Raw genomic sequence first — 25,796 nt, forward strand, 5'->3', positions numbered from 1 at the left:
CCGGTGTTCTTTTCTTGACCGGACAGGACCTTTAGAATGGCGGGCCAGATCGAGGAGAATGCAATGCGGACGCTGATGGCCGGATTCGTGAAGACTGCAGGCCTCGTGGCCACTGGGATGGTGCTGGTTGCGGCATCCGCCCAGGCCGACGTGGTGCCGCCCTTCAAGGGCAACGACACCGGCGGCATCATCGCCTTCCAGCTGGCCCAGACCACGGATGCGCGCCAGCTCGCGGTCGATCATTGCGCCTCCTACGGCAAGGTCGCGAAGTTCCGCGCCGTCGATGCGCGCTACGGTGGCTACGTTTCGTTCGCCTGCCGCTGGGTGCCCTATGGCTCGGCGCAGCGGCCGCTGCGGACGCTGTACTGACCTTCCATCAACTGCCGTTCTCCCAATTGCCATTTTTCTGCGGCATTCGCTCCGGCATCGATCAACGAGCCGGAACGGGGCATATGACCTGCACACGCATCGCAATTGGGCTGTTGGCCTGCTGCCTCCTGGGCGTGACCGCGAGCCATGAGGCACGGGCCGTCGACCTACCGGTGCGCAAGGCCGGCCTGTGGGAGCTGAAGATGATCAGATCCGGCGGTCAGCTGCCGGAGGCGACGATGCAGCACTGCACCGACGCGGCCACCGACAAGGAGATGAACAACTTCGCCTCGCCGATGGCGCAGCAGGTCTGCTCCAAGCAGGACATCCAGAAGACCGCGACCGGCTACGTCTCCGATTCGGTCTGCAATTTCGGCGGCATCAATACGACGTCGCATGCCGACATCACCGGCGACTTCAACTCGGCCTATACGGTGAAGACGATGTCGCGCGTCACGGGCGGCGCCGCCGGCACCGGGGTGAAGGACACCGCGATGACGATCGAGGCCAGATGGCTCGGCGCCTGCAAGCCCGACCAGAAGCCCGGGGACATCGTGATGCCCGGCGGCATGAAGATGAACGTCAAGGACATGGCCAAGCTGAAGGCCCTGATCCCGGGCGTGAAGCAGTAGGCGGGCGCTCGTTGCGCGTGGCGGGCGCAGCGACGTGGATCGTCGCTCATTCGCGGACGTTGAGCATGATCTTCCCGATGTGCCGGCCCGTCTCCATGCGTTCGTGCGCATCGGCTGCCTCGGACAGGCGATAGGTGCTGTCGATGTGCGGCCGAATGGCCGTTCCGAGCAGGGACGAGATGCGCTGCCGCAGCTCGCTTGCGAGGCGGCGTTTGATATCGAGTGACGTCGACCGCAGGAATGCGCCGGTGATGCTGGCCCGGCGCGCCATCAGGCTGCGCAGCGGCACCGCCAGCTCCTTGCCATGTCCGGCCGAGAGCAGGGCGATCCGTCCGCCCATCGCGAGCGCCGCAAGGTCCTGCGCAATGTGAGCGCCGGCGGAGGTGTCGAGGATGCAGTCGACCCCGCGCTTCCCCGTCGCCGCGCGGATCTGCTCGGCGAGATCGGGATCGGCATAGTCGAACACGGCGCTGCAGCCGAGCCCGAGTGCCAGGGAGCGCTTCTCTGCGGTGCCGGCGGTGGCCATGACGGGATGACCCAGCGCGCGCAGGAGCTGGATCGCGATCGTGCCGACGCCGCTGCTTCCGCCATGAATCAGGGCGGTCTCGCCGGGCATCATGCGCATCAGCTCGAAGAAATTGAACCAGGTCGTGAACAGCGCTTCGGGTAGGCCGGCGCCTTGGATCAAGTCGAGGCCGCTCGGCAAGTCCAGTGCAAGATGCTGATCGGTGGCGACGTATTGCGCGTATGAACCGCCGTCGGTCAGTGCGATCACCGCTCTACCCAGCCGTTCCGGGGAAACGTTGGCGCCGCAGGCCACGATGCGCCCCGAGGCTTCCAATCCCGGTATGGGATTGGGCTCCCGCGACGGCCCGGCAGCGCGCTGGTTGCAGTCATGACGGTTGATGCCGGCGGCTGCGACCTCGATCAGCACATCGTCTGGTCCGAGGCGCGGGACCGGCCAGTCCTGTCGCTCCGACAGGACCTCCGGGCCGCCCGCGGCGGTGATGATGACGGCGCGCTGATCGTCCGGAATCATGCTTGGTCGCTCATGTGCTCACTTGCCGACCAGGCTGCACTTGCTGCGGTCGAGCGGGCGAAACGCCTGATCGGGGGCGATCTTCGTCACCAGCTTGACGAAGTCCCAGGGGCGCTTCGATTCGGCGGGGGTCTTGACCTGGACCAGATACAGGTCGTGCACCATGCGCTGGTCGTCGCGGATCTGGCCGTGGTCCGCATAGGCATCCGAGACCGGCGTGGCCTTCATCCGGACCATCACCGTTGCGCCGTCGTCGCTGTCGGCATCCTTCACCGCCTGCAGATAGTGCCGCACGGCCGAATAGACCCCGGCCTGGATCTGTGACGGCATCGCCTTCCGGCGCGCGTAGAACGCGTCGGAGAAGCGGCGCGCGGCGGGGGAGGCATCCTCGAAGAAGCTGGTGACGATGAGATCGCCCTGCGTCGCCTTGAGGCCGATGGCTTCGATGTCGACGTTCTGGAACGACATCGGCACGATCTTCATGCCCTGGGCCGCAAGCCCGAATTCCTCGGCCTGCTTGATGGCCGTGGCATTGTCGCCGGCGACGTTGAGCGCCAGGATCTTGGCGCCGGAGGCCTGGGCCTGCAGCAGGAACGAGCCGTAATCCGGCGTGCCGAGCTGCGCCTTGACGCTGCCGGCGACCGTGCCGCCGAGCTCGGCGATGCGGGCGCGCGCGGTCGCCTCGACCGAATGGCCGAACGCGTAGTCGCCGGTGATAAAGAACCACGGCTCCTTGCTGGTCTGCATGATGCCCGAGACGACGGCTGTCGCGGTCGAATAGGCGTCGTGCGTCCATTGCACCGAGGTCGGGGCGCAGGCCTCGTCGGTGAGCTGATTGGCGCCGGCCCCGGAGATGAGAAAGATCTTGCCGTTGCTGCGCACCAGCTCCTGGACGCCAAGGGCCGCGCCGGAGCTGCCGCCGTCGGCGATCGCCTGCACACCGTCCTGCTCGAACCAGCGCCGGGCGATCGCGACCGCGATATCCGGCTTGTTCTGATGATCGGCCTGAAGGATTTCGATCGGCCTGCCGTTGATCTTGCCACCGAACTCCTCAGCGGCCATCCGAGCCGCTTCCACGGAGCCGGGCCCCATCGCGGTCGCGAAGATGCCGGTCATGTCGGTGAGCACACCGATACGAATGGCACCTCCCTTGATTTCGGCCTGCGCGGATGAGCCTGCAAGCAGCAGCAGGCCAGCGATGCTGGATCTGAGACAGCGCGACATGATGATCCTCCCCGGATTTGAAGATTTTGCTTTTTGTCGTGTTTGATTGGTGCGCCTCGCGGTTCTCCGCGAGGCGGAAACGTCAGGCTTCCAGTTCGGCAATCACGGGATTGCGCAGCACGCCGATGCCCGAGATATCGACCTCGACCGTATCGCCGGGCTTCATGAACAGAGGCGGGGTGCGCTTGAAGCCGACGCCTCCCGGCGTGCCGGTGACGATCACGTCCCCGGGCAGCAAGGTCATGATCGTCGAGCAATAGACGATCAGATCGGGCACGTCGGTGATGAGGAGATCCGTGGTGGTCCGCTGCACGGTCTCGCCATTGAGGCGGGTCTGCAGCGTCAGCTTGGACGGGTCGGGAATTTCGTCGGCGGTGACCAGCCAGGGGCCGAATGCGCCGGACCGGTCGAAGCTCTTGCCCGACAGGAATTGCGACGTGTGGCGTTGCCAGTCGCGGATGCTGCCTTCATTGTAGCAGGAATAGCCGGCGATGTGCGTGAGCGCGTCCTCGCGCCGGACATGCCGGCCGGCTTTCCCGATCACGAGCGCGAGTTCGCCCTCATAGTCGAAATGATCGGAGACACCAGGGCGAATGACCGGTTGCAGATGTCCGACCTGGCTGGTCGGAAAGCGCGCGAACAGCGCGGGCTTCTCGGTGACCGTTCGTCCGGTCTCGGCGACGTGGTCGCGATAGTTCAGGCCGACGCAGATGATCTTGCCGGGATCGGGGATGACGGGCGCGAAGGTGATCGCATCGAGCGGATAGTCGGGCTGTTCGGAGGTGAGCAGCGCGGCGGCGTCGCGAAGCGCATCCGCCTCGATCAGCGCGCGCAGGCTCTTCGACGGCAGGCGCCGGCCGAGGTCGACCACACCGTCTCCCTTCACCGCGCCGTATCCGGGACGCCCGTCAATGACAAAGGAAACCAGCTTCATACGTGAACCCTCTCAAAAAGAACGGAAACGCTCAGGCCGCGCTCGGCGGCGGTGCGAGGAAGGCGAGGCCTGACAACAGCGCCGCGGGATCTTCGCCCGTGCGGACAGCACCCAGGATGTAGCGGTCGGGGCGCATCAGCACGGCGTCGAAGCCGTGCTGATCGAGCCAGCCGTCGAGGCCGCCAGCTTCCTCGCCGCAAATGACGGCGACGTCGGCGGCCGTCAGGTGGGCATGATGCTGCTCGATCATTGCGGTCCCGAGACCGGACCGGCATAGCAGCGCGAAGCGATAGCCGACGCGGTCGTCGCTGCGGCCGTGATCACGGCTGCGGAATTGCGGCGCCAGCTTTCCCGTCATGCTGCGTTCGCCGCAGGCAAGGCCCGGGCCGAGCACTGGCTTCTGCACGTCGAGCTTGAGCTGGCCGTCGCCCTGTGCCGTGCCGGTCGCAAGCGCCGCCTCGACCGCCTTGGTGTTGATCAGCCCACCCAGCCGGATCGCGAGCTCGATGAATTCGCGCACATGCGGCGCGCGCTCGCTCTGATAGGTGTCGAGAAGATCAGGCGTCGCCTTCCCGGCAATCACAAGCGCCAGCTTCCATGCGAGGTTGGCTGCGTCGCGAATGCCGGCACACATGCCCTGACCGAGGAAAGGCGGGGTCTGATGCGCGGAATCGCCTGCGAGCAGGAACCGTCCGGCACGCCATTGCTGGGCGACCGCGGAGTGGAATGTGTAGACGGCGGCGCGTTCGATCTCGGCCTCTGCGGGCCGGAGCCAGGGCGAGAGCAGCTCCCACACGCGCGCCGGTTGGGTGATCTCGACCGCGTCCTCGTCGGGATGAACCGCGATCTCCCACCGGCGCCGGTTGCCGGTGCCGCGAATATAGGTTGCGGGACGCTGCGGGTTGCAGTGCTGGACGCTGAAATCGCCGAGATCGGGCCGCTCCTCCCTCAGCAGCACGTCGCAGACGAGCCAGCGCTCGTGAAAGCCGAGATCGTCCAGCGCCGCGCCGATGAAGCGGCGCACCAGCGAACGTGCACCGTCGCAGCCGATGACATAGGCGCAGGAGATGTCGACGAGCCGGCCGGTGTCGAGGTCCTCATAGCGAACGCGCGCCCCCTCGCGGTCCTGCTCGAGCGCGAAGACATCACAGCGCGTGCGCAGCTCGACATGAGGCCAGCGCTCGAGTCCCTTGTTGAGCACGCTTTCGAGATCGGGCTGGTGAAAGCGGTAGCTCAGATTCCAGCCCATCGCGGTCGGCTCGCTGGGGCGCGGCCAGTCGAGCAGCAATCGTCCCCCCGCATCGACGAAGCGCATGCCGGGACTCAATGTAAGGTGGGGCAGGATGGCGTCGGCAAGGCCGATGGTCTGGAACACGCGCATGCATTCGTCGTCGAAATGCACCGCGCGCGGCAAATGATAGGCCTTGGCTTCGCGCTCCAGGATCAGGGTGCGGATGCCGCACAGGCCGAGCAGGTTGGCGAGCGTCGAGCCCACGGGCCCGCGACCGACGATGACGACGTCGAAGCTTCCGGAATGTGCGGCCATGTTGCTCATGGCCGCATCTGTTCCGCAACCGCCTCGCACCTTCAAGGCGCGGTCACGAACTGTCCGCGCAGCGGACGCTCAGGCCTGGACGGGGATCGCGGCCGCGGCGTCGCGCAATGGGGCCGCGTACTGAGCGACAGCCTCCTCGAGGGTCATGGCGGAGCGGATCCAGATGATCGAAATGCAGCCGAACACGACGTCGCCCCGCACGATCGGCACCGCGATCGACGACGTCTTCGGATTGAATTCGCCCTCGTTGCGGATCGCATAGCCGCGCTGAGACGTTTCCGTCATCATGCGCTGCAGCCGCTCGGGCGCCAGGAAGAAGAGGTCCTCGGCATCCTCGATGCGTCGCAGATGGTTGATGATGAGGTCCCGCTCTGCGGGCGGGCAGGCGGCCAGATAGGCCCGGCCGGCCGAGGTGTGCAGCATCGGCAGCCGCTTGCCGATCATGCTGCGGTCGATCGAGAGCGGGCTGCGCGCATGCGTGGTCTCCTGGATGACCATCGCGCCGTTCTCATAAGTCGACAGATCGACCGGCCAGATCAGGCTGCGGCTGAGCTCAGCGAGATAGGGCGCGGCGACCTGGCAGATGAAGATGCCGGGATCATAGCCGTCGCCGAGGCTCAACGCGTGGCGCGTGACCCGGAAGCGGTCGTCGCTGGCGCTGCGCGCGACATAGCCGAGTTCCTCGAGTGTTTCGAGCAACCGATAGACCGTGGGCCGCGGCAGATCGAGCTGGCGCGCCACGTCGCCGGCGCGAATGCCCCCGGACCGATTGACCGCGCGCAGCACGTCGAGCCCCCGCTTGAAGGCGCGGACACCCTCCGCAGGACGGGCCTGCGGAGATCGCGTCCGTTGCTTGGACACTTGGAAAATCCTCCCTGTTCTTCGTTTCCGTCCGCCGATACCGTCTTGAGAACGCGAGCCGGATGCAGGGGCGGCAGTCTACTGCAGGACCGCGCGGAGCTGATACGAAATTCCGCCCGCGCCTTTCGGGAGAAAACAAGATGGAAATAACGGCGCTCGGTTACATCGGCATCAAGTCGTCCCAAGCGGAGCAGTGGGGACGCATGGCGACCAAGCTCCTCGGGATGCAGCGCGTGGATCGCGCGGCCAGCGTGCAGGCCTATCGGATGGATGATCGCAAGCAGCGGCTGATCGTCGATGGCAGCGGCGATGGCGGGCTCGCCGTCATGGGCTGGGAGGTCGGCGACGCTGCCGCGCTCGCGCGGCTCGCGAGCCGTCTCGACGACAACGGCGTGAAGGTGGCCCGCGGTTCGCAGGCACTGGCCGACGAGCGTCATGTCAGCGAGCTGATCTGCTTTCAGGATCCCGCTGGCAACACGATCGAGGTGTTCTGGGGGGCAGCCGTCGCCTCGGATCCCTTCAGGCCGGGACGTCCGATCTCCGGCTTTCGCACCGGGCCGCTCGGCATGGGGCACGTCGTGCTCAACGTCGAGAACGTCGAGCCGCTGCTGCGGTTCTATCGCGACCTGCTCGGCTTCAAGGTGTCCGACTTCGGCCTGACGCCGTACAAGCTCTATTTCTTCCACGTCAACGGCCGTCACCACAGCTTCGCGATGGTCGGCTCCGGTCGCCGCACACTGCATCACTTCATGGTGGAACTAGGTAGTCTCGACGACGTCGGCCAGGGCTACGACCTGGCACAGCTCGACGACGGGCGCGTGGCCTACACGCTGGGCCGTCACACCAACGACCACATGACCTCGTTCTACGTCAACACGCCCTCCGGCTTCTTCATCGAATATGGCTGGGGCGGCCGGGTGATCGATCCCGCGACGTGGCAGCCGCATGAGACCTTCGACGGCCCGTCGCTGTGGGGGCACGAGCGATTGTACCTGCCGGACGAGCAGCGCAAGCGCATGCGTGACATGCGGCTGTCCGCCGCCGCACGCGGTGTCCGTGTGCCGGACCCACGCGTTCCGCCGCTGAACTGCGCCTGGCTCGACGCGGTGATCGCGCAGGAATGAGCTGTGCGGCGCGCTACACCGGAATGCGCACGCTCGCCCGCAACCCGCCCATCGGGCTGTCGCCGAGGGTGATGTCGCCGCCATGGGAGCGGGCGATGTCGCGGGCGATGGCGAGGCCGAGGCCGGTGCCGCCCTCGTCCTGGTTGCGCGCGTCGTCGAGGCGCAGGAATGGCTTGAACACCTCCTCGCGCATGTCGGCCGGGATGCCCGGGCCGTCATCGTCGACGGTGATGGTGAGGTAGCGGTGGTCGCGATGGCCGGTGATGGCGATCGCGTCGGCATGGCGGGCGGCATTCGAGACGAGGTTGCCGAGGCAGCGCTTCAGCGCCTGCGGCTTCACGGTCACCACCGGCAGGCCGTGGAACGACACCGTGGCGGAATGGCCGTTGCGCTCGGCGTCGCTGCGCAGCTCCTCGAGCGCGTTGGAGATGTCGGTCGGCTGCGCGATCTCGCCATTGTCGCCGCGTGCGAAGGCAAGATAATCCTCCAGCATGTGCGACATCTCGTCGACGTCCTTGCGCATGGCGTCGATCTCGGGACTGTCGCCGAGCAGCGCCAGCTCCAGCTTGAAGCGCGTCAGGATGGTGCGCAGATCGTGGCTGACGCCGGCCAGCATCGCCGTGCGCTGCTCCAGGGTGCGCTCGATGCGCGCCTTCATCTCCAGGAAGGCGTGCGCCGCACGCCGCACCTCGCGCGCGCCGCGCGGCCGGAAGTTCGGCACCTCGCGGCCTTTGCCGAAGCTCTCGGCGGCGTCGGCGAGCCGCAGGATCGGCTTGATCTGGTTGCGCAGGAACAGCACCGAGACGATCAGCAGGATCGACGACGTCCCGACCATCCAGAACAGGAAGATGTCGGTGTTCGACGCATAGGCCGCGCCGCGCTGCGCGAACACGCGCATCACGGCATCATCGAGCGCGATGCGGATCTCGACCAGGTTGGAGCGGCCGACGGTGTCGATCCAGAACGGACGGCTGATCTGGCGGCCGATCTGGCTCGACAGCGACTGATCGAGCAGGTTGAAGAACGGTTTTGGCCCCGGCGGCGGCATGTCGCCGGCCGGCAGGAAGTCGACCACAAGGTTGAGCCGCTGCTGCGCGATCCGGCGCAGCATGGTGCGGTCCTTGTCCTGCGGATAGCCCTTGTAGATGTCGATCAGCGCGGCGACGTCCTGCACCACTGCGGCGGAGAGGCGTCGTGTCACCGTGTTCCAGTGCCGCTCCATGAACACGCCCGCGACCACCGTCTGCAGGATCACCATCGGCACGATCATGATCAGCAGCGCGCGCGCATAGAGGCCGGTCGGCATCCAGCCCTTGAACGCGTTGCCGACGATGCTGTTGGCGCGCGAGACGCGGCGGGATGCGGTGCGGATGAGGGTGAGGCCGGTGTCGAGCGTGCTCATGCTGGGACGCCCTCGCTGCTTCCGTCATTGCGAGGAGCGAAGCGACGAAGCAATCCAGAGTCATCGCGGGCCTCTGGATTGCTTCGTCGCGCTCGCAATGACGTCGAGACCTTCACCTGCACCGCCTCAGCCCGTCACCATCAGCCGATAGCCGATGCCGCGCACGGCTTGCAGGAACAGCGGGTTGGCCGGATCGCTCTCCAGCTTGCGGCGCAGGCGGTTGATCTGGACGTCGACGGCGCGCTCGTTGACGGTGCCGTTGCCGGTCAGCGCGCCGCGCGGCACGGTCTCGCCGCGGGCATTGGCGAGGATGCGCAGCATCTCGCGCTCGCGGTCGGTGAGGTGGACGATCTCCTCGCCCTGCTTCAGCTCGCCGCGCGCCAGATGATAGACGAACGGGCCGAACGCGATCTGCTCGACGACTTCCTCCGCCGGCGGCGGCGCGGCGCGCTTGAGGATGTTGCCGATGCGCAGCGCGAGCTCTCTCGGTTCGAAAGGCTTTGCCACGTAGTCGTCGGCGCCGAGCTGCAGGCCCTCGATGCGGCTGTCGGGCTCAGCGCGCGCGGTCAGCATCACGATCGGCACCGACGATTGCGTGCGGATGAAGCGGGCGAGGTCGAAGCCGCTTTCGCCGGGCATCATCACGTCGAGGATCAGGAGATCGAAATGCAGCCCGGTGAGCTTGGCGCGAGCATCGCTTGCGCTCGCCGCCGTGGTGACGCGATAGCCTTCGCCGCGCAGGAAGCGCGACAACAGATCGCGGATACGGCGGTCGTCGTCGACGAGCAGGAGATGCGGTGCATCGTCGGCCGGCGTCTGCGGCGGATGCGGTGCGATGGCGGCGATCGTCACGGTCACTCCTTGGCGGCGGCGACAGGCGTCTTGAAGATGGCTTCCAGCACCTTGTCCGGATCGTCGCGATCGATCATCGCGCGCAGGAACTGCCGGACCTTTTCGGCGCCGGCCGGCCCGATCTGCTCCAGCGCATGATCGATGCGCCGCGTCTGCAGCCCAGCCAGCTTGGCGACCAGCGCCTCGCCCTTCGGCGTGGCGAAAAGAAGGCGCTGGCGGCGGTCGTTGTTGCCCGTCTTCTGCACGATGTAGCCCTCGTCCAGCAGCTGCTTGAGCACGCGGCCGAGCGACTGCTTGGTGATGCGCAGAACGTCGAGCAGATCGGCGACCTTCAGGCCGGGATAGCGTGTGACGAAATGCATCACGCGGTGATGCGCGCGGCCGAATCCGAACGCCTCCAGCTCGTGGTCGGCATCGCCCACGAAGTCGCGATAGGCGAAGAACAAGAGCTCGATGATGTCCCAGCGCAGCGGCTCGCCGGCCGTCGCGGAGGGCTCAGCCGCGCGCAGCTCGGGGCTCAACGTCGGAGACGAGAAATTTATGTCAGCCATATTGACGTTTCTGCGGTTCAATGTTACAAAACAATCGCCCGCTGCGAAATTTTAGATCGTTTCATCGGCGGGCAATGGTCTCCAGGCGTGTCTCAACGGGCCGTAGGCAACCCCGACGGGCATCCTTGGGCGACGTATCGAACAACCGTGTGATGTCGAGCGGCATTTCGGCAAACCATACTGGACTTCCGCCGGGCGCAAAAGCATGTCCTGTGGTGGCATGCTTGCCCGGTGACCGGCTCAAAGCCGGTCGCGGCAGGTCCGAAATTCAGAAAGCCGACTGGCCCGATCGGACGGGGCGGCGCCAGAACTCGCGAATGGCGATCAGAGCGGGGGAAGCAAGGACATGACTTTGACATTCGACATCAAGCCGACGACGAACCCGACCTCCGACCAGGAGCGCGCGGCCAAGCTCGCCAACCCGGGCTTCGGCCGGGTGTTCACCGATCACATGGCCGTGGTCCAGTACAGCCAGGACAAGGGCTGGCACAGCGCGCGGGTCGAATCCCGCGCCAACTTCCCGCTCGATCCGGCCGCAGCCGTCCTGCATTATGCGCAGGAGATCTTCGAGGGCCTGAAGGCCTATAAGCGCGACGATGGCGGCGTGAACCTGTTCCGCCCCGATGCCAATGCCAAGCGGTTCTGGAATTCGGCCGAGCGCATGGCGATGGCGCAACTGCCCCAGGCGGTCTTCATCGAGGCGGTGGAGCAACTCGTCCGCATCGACCGCGCCTGGATCCCGGGCGGCGAGGGCAGCCTGTATCTGCGCCCGTTCATGATCGCCAACGAGGTGTTCCTCGGCGTGAAGCCGTCGGCGGAATACATCTTCGCGGTGATCGCCTCGCCGGTCGGCTCCTATTTCAAGGGCGGCCCGGCGCCGGTCTCGATCTGGGTCTCGGAGAACTACACCCGCGCCGCGGTCGGCGGCACGGGCGGCGTCAAATGCGGCGGCAATTATGCCGCGAGCCTCAAGGCGCAGGCCGAGGCGATCGCGCATGGCTGCGACCAGGTCGTGTTCCTGGACGCGATCGAGCGCCGCTATGTCGAGGAGCTTGGCGGCATGAACGTGTTCTTCGTGTTCGACGACGGCTCGCTGTCGACGCCGCCGCTCGGCACCATCCTGCCCGGCATCACCCGCGATTCCATCATCAAGCTGGCGCGCGACGCCGGCCGCGAGGTGCGCGAGGAGGCGTACTCGATCGACCAGTGGCGGGCGGACGCCAAGAGCGGCAAGCTGAAGGAGGCGTTCGCCTGCGGCACCGCCGCGGTGATCTCGCCGATCGGCAAGGTGTGCTCGGCGAGCGGCGAGGTCCTGATCAACGGCGGCGAGGCCGGCCCGGTCGCCATGGGCCTGCGCAAGCAGCTCGTCGACATCCAGTACGGCCGCAGCCCCGATCCGCATCATTGGATCCGGGATGTGAAGTAGGGGCTGGGCGCCCCACGGACGGTCGACTCCCCTCCCCCTTGCGGGGAGGGGTCGGGGGTGGGGGTCCCAGCAAAGACTGCCCGTGTGGACCCCCACCCCCAACCCCTCCCCGCAAGGGGGAGGGGGCGCACCGCAATCGGAGCGAATGCTCGGCTCAAATTCACAGGCCGCAGCCGAGCCAGCGCGCCCCGGGCCCAACCCTGCTTCGGGTTGCCGCACCCCGCCCTGACTGCTACCAACCGAGCCAACGCATTCCATCCCGTAGGGTGGGCAAAGGACCGCGACAGCGGGCCGTGCCCACCGTTCCGGTCTTTGTCAGCCGTGGGCACGCTGCGCTTTGCCCGCCCTACGTTCCGGTCCCAGATGTCCGACAAACCCAAGAAACCCCAGAAGCTGAAGGCGCGGCTGCCGCGCGGGCTGGAGGATCGCGGCCCCGCGGCGATCGCCGCCACGCGCGAGATGGTCGAGAAGATCCGCGCCGTCTACGAGCGCTACGGCTTCGAGCCGGTGGAGACGCCGGCGTTCGAATACACCGACGCGCTCGGCAAGTTCCTGCCCGACCAGGATCGTCCGAACGAGGGCGTGTTCTCGTTCCAGGACGATGACGAGCAGTGGATCTCGCTGCGCTACGACCTGACCGCGCCGCTCGCGCGCTACGTGGCCGAGAATTTCGACGCGCTGCCAAAGCCGTATCGCAGCTATCGCGCCGGCTACGTTTTCCGCAACGAGAAGCCCGGCCCTGGCCGCTTCCGCCAGTTCATGCAGTTCGACGCCGACACGGTCGGCTCCGGCTCGCCGGCGGCGGACGCCGAGATGTGCATGATGGCGGCGGATGCGATGGAGGCGCTGGGGATTCCGCGCGGCTCGTATGTCGTGAAGGTGAACAACCGCAAGGTGCTCGATGGCGTGATGGATGCGATCGGCATCGGCGGTGATGAGCACGTGGGCCGTCGGCTGACGGTGCTCAGGGCAATCGACAAGGCCGACAAGTTTCCGATTTCAGAGATCAAGAAGCTGCTCGGCGAGGGCCGCTGGGACGGCGGCGAGGTCGGCAAGGGTGATTTCACCAAGGGCGCGGGCCTGACTGAAAGTCAGATCGACGCCCTGTTGGCCTTCTTCGAGATGAAGGTCGCGGAGCCGCAAATCCAAGGTGAGGAGCAGGATCTGCAGTTCAACGCCCAGGTCTTGGCGAGCGTTGCTCAGCAGAAATTGTTCATGTCCTCGCCGGCCTATGTGGAAGGCGTCAACGAGCTGACCGAGATCGCCAGGCTGTGCAGCGCGGCCGGTTACGGTTACAGCCGCGTCCGCGTCGAACCCTCCGTCGTCCGTGGTCTCGAATACTACACCGGCCCTGTCTACGAAGTCGAACTCCTGCTCGAGACCAAGGACGAGAAGGGCCGTCCGGTGCGCTTCGGCTCGGTCGGCGGCGGCGGGCGCTATGATGGTCTCGTCTCGCGCTTCCGCGGCGAGCCGGTGCCGGCGACCGGATTCTCCATCGGCGTGTCGCGCCTGCAGGCGGCGCTGACCTTGCTCGGCAAGCTCGACACGCGCCCCGCCTTCGGGCCCGTGGTCGTCACCGTGTTCGACCGCGACCGCGTCGCCGACTATCAGAAGATGGTGTCGACCCTGCGCAATCACGGCATCCGCGCCGAGCTCTATCTCGGCAATCCGAAGAACATGGGCAACCAGCTCAAATATGCCGACCGCCGCAACGCGCCCTGCGTCATCATCCAGGGCTCGGACGAGAAGGCGCGTGGCGAGGTGCAGATCAAGGACCTGATCGAGGGCGCCAAGGCGGCCGCCGCGATCGCCTCCAACCAGGAATGGCGCGAGAGCCGCCCGGCGCAATTCTCAGCCAAGGAGGACGAACTGGTCGCCGGCGTCCGCGAGGTGCTCGCGCGCCACGACGTGAGCTGGGGATAACAAGACTCGTCATACGCGGGCTAGACCCGCGTATCCATCTCTTCAAACGACGCCATCGATTTCAGAAGATGGATCGCCGGGGCAAGCCCGGCGATGACGCAGCAGAGACAACAACAGGGAGCAACGAATGCCCGAGATCACCGTGAGCATGGCCGCCGGCCGCACCGACGAGCAGAAGGCCAACATGATGCGCGACATCACCAAGGCGCTGGTGACGCATCTCGGCGTCGATCCGGAAGCGGTGGTGATCCAGATCAACGAGGCGCCGCTGACGCACAAGATGAAGGGCGGCAAGACCTTCGTCGAGCGCCTGGCCGAGCAGAAGAAGTAGTTGGCCGTCGTCCTGGCGAAAGCGAGGCTATGACATCTGTCTCGACGATCACCGCGGTCGTCCCGGCGAACGCCGGGACCCATACCCCCAAGGGAGCGGCTCGAGGCACGCTGGTCATTGGCCCTTCGCCCATCACGACCGCCACGGCGTATGGATCCCGGATCGGCGCGCGCGTGCCGCGCGCTTGTCCGGGACGACAGCACAGTTCGGAGCAGTCATGGACGCACGTGAGATCATCAAGCCGGGCATGCGCGCCGAGCGCCTGCTGGTGGTGCCGCCGGAGCGCACCGTCGGGCATTTCGTGCCGCACATGCCGATGGTCTATGCGACGCCGATGATGATCCTGGAGATGGAGATGACGTCGGGCGACGCCATCAACCCGGCGCTGCCGCCGGGCTGGGTTACGGTCGGCACCGAGGTCAACGTCCGCCATCTCGCGGCCTCGCCGGTCGGCGCGACCATCCGCACGGTCGCCGAGGTGATCGAGGTCGAGCGCCGCGTCATCCGCTTCTCGGTCGAGGCCTATCATGGCGACGTGAAGATCGGCGACGGCCGCCACGGCCGCGGCCTCATCAATGTCGAGCAGTTCAAGAAGCGCTTCGGCGTGACGTAGCCGCTCAGCGCTAGACCGACTGGCCCGTCTTCAACAGCGAACAGCCGGTGATCCTGAGGCTGCCGTCGGGCTGGGTCCGCAACGTGTACAGAGCCTCCCACGCCTCGCCTTCGGCATCGACGATGTGCACGCGCTGCGCGATGCTGCCGTCCTCGACCTGCGCGGCGCCGAATTCGAAGCTGCGATGGCGATAGACCGGCGGATAGCCGCTTTTGACCATGCTCATGAAGATCTCGACGCTCGGAAACAGCGCCTGGATCTCCGGCGCGGCTTGGGCATAGGCGGTCGCTCCGTCGTCGCGCGCCAAAGCCTGTTCCTGGGCGCGAATGACGCTCTGCGCCGCGCTGGCGTCGGCAGCCTCGGCAGGGTGCATCAGCAGCGCCATCAGCAGGACGAGCGGCACCAGAATGCGCATGTTGTGCTCCATCGGCAGTTCAGATCGATCTATCATGCGCCACGCGCCGCCCGTGACAAGCCTGCCGTGGCGCGTCAATGTCACCGGCCGGCGGCGATCGACCGGCTGGATTGTGTCGCCATCGTCACGTCTTCGCGAGCCATGCGGCCCGCGCGGTGCCGGTGGCGATGGGACCGGCTTGATCTGGCCCGACCCGGCGCGAATCATGCATTCAGGCCGTGAACGAAGCAGGAGCCGCATGACCGATTTTTCCAGGACCCGATCGCTCTTCACGATACCTGAAGGGGTCATCTATCTCGATGGCAATTCGCTCGGCGCGCTGCCGTCGGCCGTGCCCGCCCGCGTTGGCCGCATGATCGAAGCGGAGTGGGGACAGGAGCTGATCCGCGGCTGGAACACCGCCGGATGGATGGTGCAGCCGCGCCGGGTCGGCGATCGCATCGCCCGGCTGATCGGGGCCGCGCCCGGCACGGTCGTGATGGGCGATACGCTCTCGATCAAGGTTTATCAGGCGCTCGCCGCCGCGCTGTCGCTCAATCCGGGCCGCCGCGTGATCCTGTCCGACAGCGGCAACTTCCCGTCCGATCTCTATATGGCGCAGGGCCTGGTTCGCATGCTCGGCGACCGCGCCACCTTGAAGGTGGTCGAGCCCGAGCAGGTGGAGGCGGCGATCGACGACAGCGTCGCCGTGCTGATGCTGACCGAGGTGGATTACCGCACCGGCCGCATGCACGACATGGCCGCGCTGACGAAGAAGGCGCACGCGGCCGGCGCGCTCACGGTGTGGGACCTCGCGCATTCCGCCGGCGCCGTGCCGGTCGACCTCGCCGGCGCCGAGGCCGACTTCGCGGTCGGCTGCACCTACAAATATCTCAATGGCGGGCCCGGCGCGCCGGCCTTCATCTATGTCGCGCCGCGTTACGCAGACATCGCGCCGCCGGCGTTGTCCGGCTGGATGGGGCACGAGGCGCCGTTCGCCTTCGATCTCGACTACCGCCCCGGCGGCGGCATCGAGCGCATGCGCATCGGAACGCCGCCGATCATTGCGCTCGCCGCGCTCGATGCCGCGCTCGACGCCTGGGACGGCGTGTCGATGCCGGACGTGCGCGCGGCTTCGATCGCGCTGTCGGAATTGTTCATCGCCGAGGTCGAGAAGCGCTGTCCGTCGCTGACCTTGGCGTCACCGCGTGATGCGACGCAGCGCGGTAGCCAGGTGTCGTTCCGCCACCCGGACGGCTATGCGATCATGCGCGCGCTGATCGCGCGCGGCGTGATCGGCGACTTCCGCGCGCCGGACGCGCTGCGCTTCGGCTTCACGCCGCTCTATATCGGCGAGGCCGAGGTGCGCGGCGCCGTGGGCATCCTCGCGGAGGTCCTCGACAACAGTCTGTGGGACAGGCCCGACTATCGCCAGAAGGAGCTCGTGACGTGAGCAGCGCGCCCTACGATCCCGCCACCGAGGGTGCGCGGATGAACTTCAAGGGTCGGATGTCCTATGGCGACTATCTGATGCTGGATCGCCTGCTCGATGCGCAGGCGCCGCTCTCGACCGCGCATGACGAGCTGCTGTTCATCATCCAGCACCAGACCTCCGAATTGTGGATGAAGCTCGCGATCCACGAGATCAAGGCGGCGATGGCCGCGATCGCCAAAGACGACGTGCAGCCGGCGTTCAAGATGCTGACGCGGGTGTCACGCATCTTCGAGCAGCTCAACGGCGCCTGGGACGTGCTGCGCACGATGACGCCGAGCGAGTACACGTTGTTCCGCGACAAGCTCGGCGAGTCCTCCGGCTTCCAATCGTTCCAGTATCGTTCGATCGAATTCCTGCTCGGCAACCGCAATCTCGCGATGCTGCGCCCGCATGCCCATCATCCGGAGCTGACCGCCGAGCTGGAAGCGATCCTGGCGAAGCCCAGTCTGTACGACGAAGCGCTGCGGCTGTTGGCGCGGCGCGGCTTCTTCACCGGCGCCGACGGCCAGCGCACCGACTGGCGCGGCACGCGCGCTGAGAGCGCGGAGGTCGCGGCGGCCTGGACCAGCGTCTACCGCGATCCGCAGCGGCATTGGGAGCTGTATGAGCTCGCCGAGAAGCTGGTCGATTTCGAGGATTATTTCCGCCGCTGGCGCTTCAACCACGTCACCACGGTGGAGCGCATCATCGGCTTCAAGACCGGCACCGGGGGCACCAGCGGCGTCAACTATCTGCGCAAGATGCTGGAGATCGTTTTGTTCCCCGAACTCTGGAAGCTGCGCACCGGGCTGTGAGCCCGCGCGCACATCAATCGATCAGGAGATCCTCATGCTCTATGCCGTCAAGGACTGGGACAACGCTTACGCCAACGGCCCGAACATCGCCGGCGGCGAGCGCTGGCCCGGGCTGTGGGTGGCGCCGGCGGAGAGCTATCGCGCCGACATGGTGGGGCAGGGCCGTGCCAAGCTCGACATCGCCTATGGCGCGCATGACCGGCAGCGCCTCGATCTGTTCCTGCCGGAGGGCGCGCCGAAGGGGCTCGTCGTGTTCGTGCATGGCGGCTATTGGATGCGGCTGGACAAGAGCTTCTGGTCGCATCTTGCGCGGGGGCCTATCGCGCGCGGCCATGCCGTGGCGATGCCGTCGTACCGGCTGTGTCCCGAGGTCGGCATCGCCGATATTTCGACGGATGTGGCGCAGGCCATCGCGCGCGCGATGGACGAGGTCGCAGGTCCCGTGGCTTTGACTGGCCACTCCGCCGGCGGCCATCTCGTCAGCCGCATGATCTGCCGCGGCGCGCCACTGCCGCCCGAGCGACAGGGGCGCATCACCAGCGTGGTCTCGATCTCCGGCCTGCACGATCTGCGCCCGCTGCAGCGGACCGCGATGAACGAGACGCTGCACATCGACGACGCCACGGCTGCGAAGGAGAGCCCCGCGCTGCTGGTGCCGATCGATCACGTCAAGGTCACTGCCTGGGTCGGCGGCGCCGAGCGCAACGAATTCCGCCGCCAGGCTCAGCTGCTCGCCAATATCTGGACGGGGCTTGGCGCATCCACGGCTTATGTCGAGGCGCCGGACCGGCACCATTTCGACGTGATCGACGATCTGGCGGATGCGGACAGCGCGTTGATGACGGCACTGGTCGGATAGGATGTCGGTGCCGCCGTTCGCAATTGCAGAGACTGCTGGTCGAGAGTGAGCCTGAAGCGATGACGCCTGATCAGTTCGTCAAGGTCTTCGATGTCCTCGACGCGGGTTTCATGGCCTCGTGGATTCCCGCGACCGGCCTGCTCTTCATCGTTCTGACCGGACTTCTCGCGGCGCTTCCCCGCGGGCTGCAAGCTCTAGGAATTCCGTATCTCCCGAAGTCGAATGTCGTGCGCTATGGCCCGGTCGTGTTCGCGACGATTTGGACCGTTGGGGCCTTTGCGTTGACCTTCGTCCCCTATCACCGTCATCACAGGCTGGCCGCGAGCGGCGAATGCCGGATGGTCGAGGGGCCCGTCGAGCAGTTCACGCCGGGGCCGCTCGCGCGGCGTTCGAGCGAGTCGTTCACGGTGTCGGGCGTGCCGTTCCAATATTCGGACATGGATCTCATTGAGGGCTTCCACGCGACGGCGGCCCGCGGCGGCCCGCTCACGCCCGGTGCTTACGTCCGGATTTGCTACGACCCGTCTGACAGCGTGATCCTGCGCCTGGAGATCCGCGGCTTTGCCGGACCCGTGCCGAACCAGGTCGGACGTCCATCTCTTCAGCCTCACGATCCTCCGTCTGCGGCTCCCACCCCGGTCGATCTGCCGTCCTGGCTGGCGCCTTTGCTGTTTGGCACTGTGATTTTCGACCTGATCGCAATCATGGCCCTCTACCGGCCCTATCTCGGAGCCTTCCTGCGGATCGGGCGGGAGCGGGATCGATTTGTTCTTCAATCCGAACTGGCGGCGGGCAGGAGAGTCAAGCTCAGCACCTGCACCGTCTACTGGGACGAGAGGCATAGTGTGATCTGGCTGCGGCCGCGCGGATTGATTCTGATTCAGATTCCCCTCGTCGTCGGCAGGCTGCATGTCGACGCAACCGAGCGTTCCGTCATCGGGTGGGACATCTGTCTGGCGCCGGCGAGCTGCATTGCTGTCGTGGTGGTCGCAGCCGGCTTGTTCGGTCCGGCGCTCGCCGCAGTGGGGGGCCAGACCTGGTCCTTGCCGACGTTGCTCGTCGGCGGCTTGATCGGGCTTGCGCTCGTTGGCTTGAACGTGGCCGCGTTCCGCTCCCGTATGCGGGCCTTCTTGCGGGCAAGCTTTCCGCAAATCGCCGTGCCGTCACCGCCGACCGTATGACAGTGCTAGCGCGGCTGCCGAGCGTCCGCCCAATGAGAGCGTTTGTCACGCCTCTCGCCAGGTCTAGAGTGCGGCGGTGAGCAGCCGTCGCGCTGTCTTGAGGCCTTGTTCGTCGCGCTTGTAGAAGGTCCAGCCCTTGGCGCGCTTGGCCTTCACGAGCCCTGCGGCCGTCAGCACGCGCATGTGCTCGCTAAGCGTCGGTGCCGACACGCTGAGCTTGTCGGCGATGAAGAGCCCGCAGACGCCATCCTTGACCAAGTCACCGTCGCGCTGCGGCGGGAAATGCCGCGCGGGATCACGCAGCCATTCCAGGATCTGCAGCCGCTTGTCGTTGGCCAGGGCGCGAAACACGAGGTCGGGAGCCATTTTGTAACTTTGCCAATTAGCTAAGCTATGTCAAGATGCGCAGGAGAGGTGCGGCATGTCGGAAACGTCCACGGCGTTTACGCGGGAGCGGATCGCCACGACCCACGAACTCATCAGGCCCCATGTCCGGCACACACCGCTGATCACGATCGCGGGCGGCGACGTCGGTCTCTCGGCTCGCCCGTTGCGGCTCAAGCTCGAATTCATGCAGCATGGCGGCTCGTTCAAGGCGCGCGGCGCATTCGCCAATCTCCTGATGCGCGAGGTGCCCGAAGCGGGCGTGGCCGCGGCGTCGGGCGGCAATCACGGCGTCGCGGTGGCGCTGGCAGCCCAGCGTCTCGGCCGCAAGGCGGCGATCTTCGTGCCGAGCATCGCCTCGCCGTCGAAGATCGATCTCATCCGGCGTTGCGGCGCGGATATTCATGTCGGCGGCGATCGCTACGCCGATGCGCTTGCTTCGAGCGAACGGAATGTTGCGGCCACGGGTGCGATGCCGATCCACGCCTTCGACCAGCCCGAGACCATGCTGGGGCAGGGGACGGTCGGCTTGGAGATCGAGCGCGACGCGCCCGAGATCGACACGCTGCTGGTTGCTGTCGGCGGCGGCGGACTGATTGCCGGCATCGCCGCTTGGTATGAGGGGCGCGTCAAGGTTGTGGCGGTGGAACCCGAGGGCGCGCCGACGTTGCGCGACGCGCTGGCGGCAGGGCATCCGGTCGATGCGCCGGCCGGTGGCATCGCCGCTGACAGCCTCGCACCGCGCCGGATCGGCGCGCGGGTGTTTCCCATCGTCCAACGCTTTGCCGCGCCGGATGTCGCGGTCGTCAGCGACGACGCCATCCGCGCCGCGCAGCAAGCGCTCTGGACGGCGTTGCGCATCGTCACCGAGCCCGGCGGAGCCGCGGCCTTTGCCGCGTTGCTGTCCGGCGTTTATCGTCCTGCACCGGCCGAACGCGTCGCGATCTTGATCTGCGGCGCGAACACCACCGCCGTGAATTTCGAGAATTGAGGAAAGGGTCGACGAACTTGCCGTGGTAGGAGCGCGCGACGCGTCGGGCCCCCGGACCTCCTCATCGCTCCGCCACCGCATCGCTCCAGGCGTGGAAGATTTCCGTCGCGCCGCTGTTCACGTCGCCCTGGCGCAGCACGATGCTGGGGCAGGCGAACTTCATCGGCATGGTTTGCACCGGCGCCGGCACGGTCTCGAACTTCGCTGTCAGCACGTCCATCACCTCCGCCGGCAGCCGGGTGTCGGCGCCGACCACGTCACCTTCGCTGGCGTCGATGCGCGGCTGGTGGATCGCCGTATCGAGATCCATGCCAAAGTCCATCACGAAGGACAGCATCTGTGCCACGGCGGGCAGGATGCGGCGGCCGCCGGAGGCGCCGAGGGCGAGGCGACGGCCATCGGCGGCCTGCGCCACCACCGGCGTGTAGTTGGTGAGGCAGCGCTTGCCCGGAGCCAGCGAGTTCGTGGTGCCGGGCGTCGGGTCGAACCACATGATGCCGTTGTTCATCATGATGCCGCTCTGCGGCGCCTGGAATTTCGAGCCGAAGCCCGACAGCAGCGTCTGCGTCACCGCCGCCATGTTGCCGTCGCGGTCCACCACCGAATAGTGCGTGGTGCAGGCCGGCGCGAGATATTCGGCGCCAAGCGCGCGCTTGCCAGGCGCATCGCCCATGTCGTTCAGCCGTTCGCGGTACGCCGACTGCACCGCCTCGGCATAGGCGATGAACGTGCTTGCATCCGGAGCCTTGCCCGATGCCGTCACGCGCGCCTGCATCAGCCGCAGCGCGTGAGCCAGCGTCGGGCCGGCCGTCAGCTCCGGCGTCGCGAACACCGTGCCGCCGCGATAGGGGATGCGCAGGGGATCGCGGACATGCGCCTCGAACGCGGCGAGGTCATCCACCGAGAGCGCGCCGCCGGCGGCCTGGATGTCGCGGGTCAGCGAGCGGGCGATGTCGCCGCGGTAGAAGTCGCGCGCGCCGGCGCTGGCAAGATGTGCCAGCGTCGCCTTCAGCTGCTCCTGCGGCAGCCGCGTCACCGCCTTGGCGCCCCATTGCGGATTCGGCGGCAAGCCATCCTTCAGATAGGCCGCGGCGCTGCCGGGATAGCGGCGCAGGTCGGCGGCGCAGCTCGAGATCATCACGGTGGTCCACCAGTCCACCAGCAAGCCCTCGGCGGCGAGCTTCACGCTCGGCGTGACGAGATCCTGCCACGGCAGCCGCGCGTAGCGGCGATGCGCCGCCTCCATGCCCGCGACGACGCCGGGCACTGCGATCGCGCCGGGGCCGTGCAGATTGCGGTCGTCCTTGACGCGGGGCCAGGGAAAGATGTCTGCCGCGACGCTGCCGTCATTGGCCAGCGGATAGTCCGCGGCATCAAGGCTGTCGGGCGCGCGCATGCCGTAGTCGATCACCTCGACGTGGTTGTCCCTGGCGCGGTACAGCAGCATGGCGCCGCCGCCGCCGAGGCCGCTCATCCACGGCTCGAGCACGCCGAGCGCAAAGCCGGTCGCCACCACGGCATCGACGCAGTCGCCGCCTGCGGCCAGCACCTCGGCCCCGACCTCGGCGGCGCGCCGTGACTGCGCCGCGACAATGCCGCCCTTGCTGGTCACCGCCGGCTTGCGGATCTGCTGACGATTGGAAAACTGGTACGGCATGGCACTCCCCGATCCCGCCTGATGGTCCGGCGAATTGACACCGCCGGGCCTCGGCACACAATCGGCAACAGCGGGACGCTCCCCAGCCCGGATCGAATGACGGGGCCTCGCGTTGAGGAGATGTTTACCAATGGGTACTATGGTCTTCGGCAGACCAGATCGATCTCGATCAGCGCGTCATAGGCCAAGCCGGTGACGCCGACGCAGGTGCGGGCCGGCAGCCGGTCCGGCGGGAAGAATGAACGATAGGTTTCATTCATCGCCGCGTAATCCCGCTTGAACTCGGTCAGGTAAATCCGAGACATCACAATATGTTCGAGGCCAAGGTTGAGACCTTGGAGGATGTACTTCAAGTTCTGCATCACCGCCTTCGTCTGATTCACGATCCCCTCCGGCAGCACGCCCGGCGCCTCCGGCGAGTCCGGCATCTGGCCGGTGACGAACACGAAGCCGTCGGTTTCGACCGCGTGGCTGAACGGCGCCACCGGCCTGGTCGCACCGGAGATCATGTGGAACTGCATAGGGATGGTCCTTTGTTCGGGGCTCGCTCGAAACACAACAACCGTCGTCATTGCGAGGAGCGAAGCGACGAAGCAATCCAGGGCCGAGCGTGACGCCCTGGATTGCTTCCGCCTTCGCTCTTCGAGCTTCGGCGGACAAGTCGCTTCGCTCGCAATGACGGAATTCCGGGACGCAGCGATTGGATCGAGAGTCAGCCCGCATCCTCGAACAGCCGCTTGCTCAGGATCGCGTGCACGCCCCAATTGCCGTCGACGACCTGCGTGACGCCGAAGTCCACCGCCGCCGACATCAGCGCGACCGCCTCGTCCTCGCTGAGGCCTTTGATGTGCATCAGGAAGCGGCGCATCTTGCGGAAGGCATCCTTCATCGCGAGGTCGAGCGAGGAGGTCGCGTAGACCTCGCTTTGGCCTTGCGCGCCGAACTCGGCGAGATAGTTCGGGTGGCTGAAGCCGGTCAGCACCCAGTCGGTCGCGGTCTCGATCAGCGGGTAAGAGAGATCGGCGAACGGCTGCCCCGCGAGCTGCGCCTTCTTGTGCAGGATGACCTGAAACGTGCCAGTCATCGAGCATTCAATCGCCGTGCCGCCGAGCTCGCCGTCGCCTTGCGTGGCGTGGGGGTCGCCGACCGACAGCAGCGCGCCGGGAACCGCGACGGGGAGATACACGGTCGCGCCCTTGCCCAGCCGCCAATTGTCAAGATTGCCGCCGAAATAGGACGGCGGAATCGAATCGACGAAGTCGACCTCGCGCGGCGCCACCGCGATCACGCCGAAATGCGGCCGCAGCGGAATGCGGATGTTGTCGAGCACGCCGTGGCGGCGCTTGATGCTGCCGGGCGCCACCGGCACACCGGGATAGTCGTAGGTCGCGTGGACGACTCCGGCCGGATCGGTCTGCGGCTCCCAGCGGTAGGAATAGAGCGCGCGCGCATGCGGCTCGGGATCGCCGGCAAAGATCTCGTAGATCGTCACCGCCTCGCGCGGCGCCGGTGCTGCAATCAGTTCGTTGTAGTGATAGCCCCACCACGCCGCGACGCTGGAGCCGATCACACGGCCTTCATGCGTCCTGCTCTTGCTTGGCCGCGGCACGATGTCGAGGATGCGAACTTCGAGCACGTCGCCGGGCTGCGCGTCCTTGATCGCGACCGGGCCGGTGCAGATGTGGACGCCAAAGCCTTCGCCGGCGCCGCGGCCGAACACGCTGGCGTCCATCGGACCGGCGCCGCGGCGGTCGACGTTCTTCTTGGCCTTGGTCCAGCCGAACACGCTGAGCGCAGCGGCATCGCCTGCGATCATCAGCTCGGGATCATCGGAGGCATGCTGGGTCAGCGTCTCCACCGTGATCGTGTCGCCGGATGCGATTTCGATCTGCGGCGGCAGCGAGCGGCTGAAATAGCCCCAATGCACCCGTTCGGCCGACACCGCGAGATGATGGTGATGCCGCCGCGCATCCTGGTCGTTGGCCGGCGCGGGTAGGGCGATGTCGCTCCTGGTTGACGCCGGCCTCTCGCAGACGCGCTGCTGCGCCAGCGCGTCCTGCGGCCAGCCGCGCTGGCCGCGCGGAGTCGCCGACGTGATCGCCTGCTCGGCCTTCTGCTGCCGGAACTCGCGCGGCGACAGGCCGAAGCGGGCGCGGAAGCTGCGGCTGAAATGTGCCGAATCGGCGAAGCCGTAGCGATAGGCGATCTCCGAGATCGAATGGTTGGCTTCGGCCGGATTGGACAGGTCGGTCCAGGCCCGCTGCAGCCGCCGTTCCCTCACGTAGTGACTGAAATTATCACCAGCGCCTTCGAACAATTTCTGCAGATAGCGCTCTGAGATGCCTTCGGCCTGGGCCACCCGCGCCGGCGTCAGCTCGGCATCGTCGAGCCGCCGCTCGATGGTCTGGCAGATCCGGTGAAGGATCGCGGCCTGCGTCGCGCTGCTGCCGGCCTCCGTTGCCGGCACCGCTTGTTGATGGGCGAGCGTCAGCAGCAGATCGACCAGGCTCTGTGCGACCGTGCTCCATTCGGCATCGCTGAGGGTTTCGAGCGCCCGCGCGGTGGCCTCGATGGTGCGGCAGACCACGTCGGCAAGACCGCTCGGCGCGATCACCTGGGGCCTGGCCAATTTCAGCTTGCCGCTGATGCGGCCATGCAGGGCGTCCGCCGTCACCGACAGCACGATCGCGCGCAGGTCGCGCTGGAAGGCGATCCCCCAGTCTCCCGTGCGCGGCAGCAGCATCAGATGCCCCGCGGGCACGATGCGGTGACTGTCGCCGCTCCGGAGCACGGCGCCGTCCTCGATCGCCAGCAGCACGATCGGCAGGTCTTCGTGGGGCTGCGGAACCGCAGTGACCACCTGCGCGCCGGCCGACAGCCGCGAGAGCGCGATGCCCGGCGCATGGCGATGCGAGGCGGTGGCATGGCCATCATAGAATGGCGTCTTCGCCGCGGGCTGCAGCCCGACCGCATTCAGCACGTCGCGCCACGCCTCCGGACGCTCGCCCTCGGAATAGGATTCGCTGGTGAACGGACGAAAACTCATGGCACGCCCCGGGTCCGGGAACGCGAAGCAACCCCCGTGCCAGATGAGCTTGACCGTTTGTCGTTTTGGCATCGGCGTTTCGGTGCGCGTCAGTCGTCGGCTCCTGGTGTCGTTGTCGCTGGGGCTGTCGCCGCGCGCGCGGTCTGTTCCCCTCCCCCT

Annotated in this window: 24 protein-coding genes and 1 pseudogene; 12 read left to right on the forward strand and 13 right to left on the reverse strand. The window is 66.8% G+C overall.

What is annotated here, in order from left to right:
- The first annotated feature begins 63 nt into the window (after positions 1–63).
- Both QX041_RS15270 and QX041_RS15275 read left to right on the forward strand, forming a co-directional pair.
- Positions 64–369, forward strand: coding sequence for a hypothetical protein (locus tag QX041_RS15270; protein ID WP_316166178.1), 306 nt, complete (start codon positions 64–66; stop codon positions 367–369).
- Positions 370–452: 83 nt separating this feature from the next.
- Entirely contained in the window at positions 453–1,001 is a 549-nt protein-coding gene (locus tag QX041_RS15275; RefSeq protein WP_315754445.1) for a DUF3617 domain-containing protein, read from the forward strand.
- 46 nt (positions 1,002–1,047) lie between these two features.
- Here QX041_RS15275 and QX041_RS15280 read toward each other — a convergent pair whose 3' ends face one another.
- The 5 genes from QX041_RS15280 to QX041_RS15300 all read right to left on the reverse strand — a co-directional run bounded on the left by QX041_RS15280 (position 1,048) and on the right by QX041_RS15300 (position 6,614).
- Entirely contained in the window at positions 1,048–2,040 is a 993-nt protein-coding gene (locus QX041_RS15280; RefSeq protein WP_316165836.1) for an NAD(P)H-quinone oxidoreductase, read from the reverse strand.
- An 18-nt stretch (positions 2,041–2,058) separates the two neighbouring features.
- Entirely contained in the window at positions 2,059–3,264 is a 1,206-nt protein-coding gene (locus tag QX041_RS15285; protein WP_316165837.1) for an ABC transporter substrate-binding protein, read from the reverse strand.
- Between the two features lie 82 nt (positions 3,265–3,346).
- Positions 3,347–4,198, reverse strand: a complete 852-nt coding sequence (locus tag QX041_RS15290) for a fumarylacetoacetate hydrolase family protein (RefSeq protein ID WP_316165838.1) — start codon at positions 4,196–4,198, stop codon at positions 3,347–3,349.
- A 31-nt stretch (positions 4,199–4,229) separates the two neighbouring features.
- The gene (locus tag QX041_RS15295; protein ID WP_316165839.1) at positions 4,230–5,753 is read right to left on the reverse strand and encodes a bifunctional 3-(3-hydroxy-phenyl)propionate/3-hydroxycinnamic acid hydroxylase; all 1,524 of its coding nucleotides are present in this window, start codon (positions 5,751–5,753) and stop codon (positions 4,230–4,232) included.
- Between the two features lie 69 nt (positions 5,754–5,822).
- On the reverse strand, positions 5,823–6,614 hold the full coding sequence (locus QX041_RS15300; protein WP_316165841.1) for a DNA-binding transcriptional regulator: 792 nt from the start codon (positions 6,612–6,614) through the stop codon (positions 5,823–5,825).
- 140 nt (positions 6,615–6,754) lie between these two features.
- Here QX041_RS15300 and QX041_RS15305 point away from each other — a divergent pair, with 140 nt between their 5' ends.
- Entirely contained in the window at positions 6,755–7,738 is a 984-nt protein-coding gene (locus tag QX041_RS15305) for a VOC family protein (RefSeq protein WP_316165843.1), read from the forward strand.
- A gap of 13 nt (positions 7,739–7,751) precedes the next feature.
- Here the strand turns inward: QX041_RS15305 and QX041_RS15310 are convergent, their stop codons facing one another.
- From QX041_RS15310 to QX041_RS15320, 3 genes are all read right to left on the reverse strand, one after another.
- Positions 7,752–9,140, reverse strand: coding sequence for an ATP-binding protein (locus QX041_RS15310; protein WP_315713591.1), 1,389 nt, complete (start codon positions 9,138–9,140; stop codon positions 7,752–7,754).
- Between the two features lie 126 nt (positions 9,141–9,266).
- On the reverse strand, positions 9,267–9,998 hold the full coding sequence (locus QX041_RS15315; protein ID WP_315825365.1) for a response regulator transcription factor: 732 nt from the start codon (positions 9,996–9,998) through the stop codon (positions 9,267–9,269).
- Positions 9,995–10,543, reverse strand: a complete 549-nt coding sequence (locus QX041_RS15320; protein ID WP_315754431.1) for a MarR family winged helix-turn-helix transcriptional regulator — start codon at positions 10,541–10,543, stop codon at positions 9,995–9,997. The genes QX041_RS15315 and QX041_RS15320 overlap by 4 nt, the downstream gene beginning before the upstream one ends.
- Positions 10,544–10,889: 346 nt before the next feature.
- Between QX041_RS15320 and QX041_RS15325 the strand changes: the two genes are divergently transcribed.
- The 4 genes and pseudogenes from QX041_RS15325 (at position 10,890) to QX041_RS15340 (ending at position 14,836) form a co-directional block, all read left to right on the forward strand.
- On the forward strand, positions 10,890–11,969 hold the full coding sequence (locus QX041_RS15325; RefSeq protein ID WP_316165845.1) for a branched-chain amino acid aminotransferase: 1,080 nt from the start codon (positions 10,890–10,892) through the stop codon (positions 11,967–11,969).
- Positions 11,970–12,428: 459 nt separating this feature from the next.
- Complete coding sequence (gene hisS, locus QX041_RS15330; protein ID WP_410051206.1) at positions 12,429–13,892, forward strand: histidine--tRNA ligase; 1,464 nt, start codon at positions 12,429–12,431, stop codon at positions 13,890–13,892.
- A gap of 124 nt (positions 13,893–14,016) precedes the next feature.
- Positions 14,017–14,223: pseudogene (locus QX041_RS15335) on the forward strand (tautomerase family protein); the annotation flags it as partial.
- A gap of 217 nt (positions 14,224–14,440) precedes the next feature.
- Positions 14,441–14,836, forward strand: a complete 396-nt coding sequence (locus tag QX041_RS15340) for a thioesterase family protein (protein WP_315713585.1) — start codon at positions 14,441–14,443, stop codon at positions 14,834–14,836.
- A gap of 10 nt (positions 14,837–14,846) precedes the next feature.
- Here the strand turns inward: QX041_RS15340 and QX041_RS15345 are convergent, their stop codons facing one another.
- On the reverse strand, positions 14,847–15,251 hold the full coding sequence (locus QX041_RS15345; protein ID WP_315713584.1) for a DUF4864 domain-containing protein: 405 nt from the start codon (positions 15,249–15,251) through the stop codon (positions 14,847–14,849).
- A gap of 238 nt (positions 15,252–15,489) precedes the next feature.
- Between QX041_RS15345 and kynU the strand changes: the two genes are divergently transcribed.
- The 4 genes from kynU to QX041_RS15365 are packed head-to-tail and all read left to right on the forward strand — an operon-like array spanning position 15,490 to position 19,559.
- Positions 15,490–16,683, forward strand: a complete 1,194-nt coding sequence (kynU, locus tag QX041_RS15350; protein ID WP_315754425.1) for a kynureninase — start codon at positions 15,490–15,492, stop codon at positions 16,681–16,683.
- Positions 16,680–17,519: a tryptophan 2,3-dioxygenase gene (gene kynA / locus QX041_RS15355; protein ID WP_315754423.1), complete on the forward strand. Its 840-nt coding sequence runs from the start codon at positions 16,680–16,682 to the stop codon at positions 17,517–17,519. Before kynU ends, kynA begins: the two co-directional genes overlap by 4 nt.
- 34 nt (positions 17,520–17,553) lie before the next feature.
- Positions 17,554–18,378, forward strand: coding sequence for an alpha/beta hydrolase (locus QX041_RS15360; RefSeq protein WP_315754421.1), 825 nt, complete (start codon positions 17,554–17,556; stop codon positions 18,376–18,378).
- Positions 18,379–18,437: 59 nt separating this feature from the next.
- Complete coding sequence (locus tag QX041_RS15365; RefSeq protein WP_316165846.1) at positions 18,438–19,559, forward strand: hypothetical protein; 1,122 nt, start codon at positions 18,438–18,440, stop codon at positions 19,557–19,559.
- Positions 19,560–19,622: 63 nt separating this feature from the next.
- On the opposite strand, the gene QX041_RS15370 is transcribed toward QX041_RS15365, so the two are convergent.
- On the reverse strand, positions 19,623–19,925 hold the full coding sequence (locus QX041_RS15370; protein ID WP_315754417.1) for a helix-turn-helix transcriptional regulator: 303 nt from the start codon (positions 19,923–19,925) through the stop codon (positions 19,623–19,625).
- 55 nt (positions 19,926–19,980) lie between these two features.
- Here QX041_RS15370 and QX041_RS15375 point away from each other — a divergent pair, with 55 nt between their 5' ends.
- Complete coding sequence (locus tag QX041_RS15375) at positions 19,981–20,934, forward strand: threonine/serine dehydratase (RefSeq protein ID WP_316165847.1); 954 nt, start codon at positions 19,981–19,983, stop codon at positions 20,932–20,934.
- A 61-nt stretch (positions 20,935–20,995) separates the two neighbouring features.
- On the opposite strand, the gene QX041_RS15380 is transcribed toward QX041_RS15375, so the two are convergent.
- From QX041_RS15380 to QX041_RS15390, 3 genes are all read right to left on the reverse strand, one after another.
- A complete protein-coding gene (locus tag QX041_RS15380) occupies positions 20,996–22,591 on the reverse strand; it encodes a gamma-glutamyltransferase (RefSeq protein ID WP_315754412.1) in 1,596 nt (531 codons plus the stop codon).
- A 137-nt stretch (positions 22,592–22,728) separates the two neighbouring features.
- Positions 22,729–23,112 (reverse strand): RidA family protein, encoded by a 384-nt coding sequence (locus QX041_RS15385; protein ID WP_316165848.1) that lies wholly within the window; start codon positions 23,110–23,112, stop codon positions 22,729–22,731.
- Between the two features lie 191 nt (positions 23,113–23,303).
- On the reverse strand, positions 23,304–25,637 hold the full coding sequence (locus QX041_RS15390) for an acetamidase/formamidase family protein (protein ID WP_316165850.1): 2,334 nt from the start codon (positions 25,635–25,637) through the stop codon (positions 23,304–23,306).
- Between the last annotated feature and the right edge of the window lie 159 nt (positions 25,638–25,796).

It is taken from the genome of Bradyrhizobium sp. SZCCHNRI2009 (genome assembly GCF_032485115.1).
GTDB lineage: Bacteria > Pseudomonadota > Alphaproteobacteria > Rhizobiales > Xanthobacteraceae > Bradyrhizobium.

Bases quoted from the DNA above. Each gene is read 5' to 3' on its own strand.
- QX041_RS15270 (WP_316166178.1), top strand. From the start codon at position 64: ATGCGGACGCTGATGGCCGGATTCGTGAAGACTGCAGGCCTCGTGGCC.
- QX041_RS15275 (WP_315754445.1), top strand. From the start codon at position 453: ATGACCTGCACACGCATCGCAATTGGGCTGTTGGCCTGCTGCCTCCTG.
- QX041_RS15280 (WP_316165836.1), bottom strand. From the start codon at position 2,040: ATGATTCCGGACGATCAGCGCGCCGTCATCATCACCGCCGCGGGCGGC.
- QX041_RS15285 (WP_316165837.1), bottom strand. From the start codon at position 3,264: ATGTCGCGCTGTCTCAGATCCAGCATCGCTGGCCTGCTGCTGCTTGCA.
- QX041_RS15290 (WP_316165838.1), bottom strand. From the start codon at position 4,198: ATGAAGCTGGTTTCCTTTGTCATTGACGGGCGTCCCGGATACGGCGCG.
- QX041_RS15295 (WP_316165839.1), bottom strand. From the start codon at position 5,753: ATGAGCAACATGGCCGCACATTCCGGAAGCTTCGACGTCGTCATCGTC.
- QX041_RS15305 (WP_316165843.1), top strand. From the start codon at position 6,755: ATGGAAATAACGGCGCTCGGTTACATCGGCATCAAGTCGTCCCAAGCG.
- QX041_RS15310 (WP_315713591.1), bottom strand. From the start codon at position 9,140: ATGAGCACGCTCGACACCGGCCTCACCCTCATCCGCACCGCATCCCGC.
- QX041_RS15320 (WP_315754431.1), bottom strand. From the start codon at position 10,543: ATGGCTGACATAAATTTCTCGTCTCCGACGTTGAGCCCCGAGCTGCGC.
- QX041_RS15325 (WP_316165845.1), top strand. From the start codon at position 10,890: ATGACTTTGACATTCGACATCAAGCCGACGACGAACCCGACCTCCGAC.
- hisS (WP_410051206.1), top strand. From the start codon at position 12,429: ATGGTCGAGAAGATCCGCGCCGTCTACGAGCGCTACGGCTTCGAGCCG.
- QX041_RS15340 (WP_315713585.1), top strand. From the start codon at position 14,441: ATGGACGCACGTGAGATCATCAAGCCGGGCATGCGCGCCGAGCGCCTG.
- QX041_RS15345 (WP_315713584.1), bottom strand. From the start codon at position 15,251: ATGCGCATTCTGGTGCCGCTCGTCCTGCTGATGGCGCTGCTGATGCAC.
- kynU (WP_315754425.1), top strand. From the start codon at position 15,490: ATGACCGATTTTTCCAGGACCCGATCGCTCTTCACGATACCTGAAGGG.
- QX041_RS15360 (WP_315754421.1), top strand. From the start codon at position 17,554: ATGCTCTATGCCGTCAAGGACTGGGACAACGCTTACGCCAACGGCCCG.
- QX041_RS15365 (WP_316165846.1), top strand. From the start codon at position 18,438: ATGACGCCTGATCAGTTCGTCAAGGTCTTCGATGTCCTCGACGCGGGT.
- QX041_RS15370 (WP_315754417.1), bottom strand. From the start codon at position 19,925: ATGGCTCCCGACCTCGTGTTTCGCGCCCTGGCCAACGACAAGCGGCTG.
- QX041_RS15375 (WP_316165847.1), top strand. From the start codon at position 19,981: ATGTCGGAAACGTCCACGGCGTTTACGCGGGAGCGGATCGCCACGACC.
- QX041_RS15380 (WP_315754412.1), bottom strand. From the start codon at position 22,591: ATGCCGTACCAGTTTTCCAATCGTCAGCAGATCCGCAAGCCGGCGGTG.
- QX041_RS15385 (WP_316165848.1), bottom strand. From the start codon at position 23,112: ATGCAGTTCCACATGATCTCCGGTGCGACCAGGCCGGTGGCGCCGTTC.
- QX041_RS15390 (WP_316165850.1), bottom strand. From the start codon at position 25,637: ATGAGTTTTCGTCCGTTCACCAGCGAATCCTATTCCGAGGGCGAGCGT.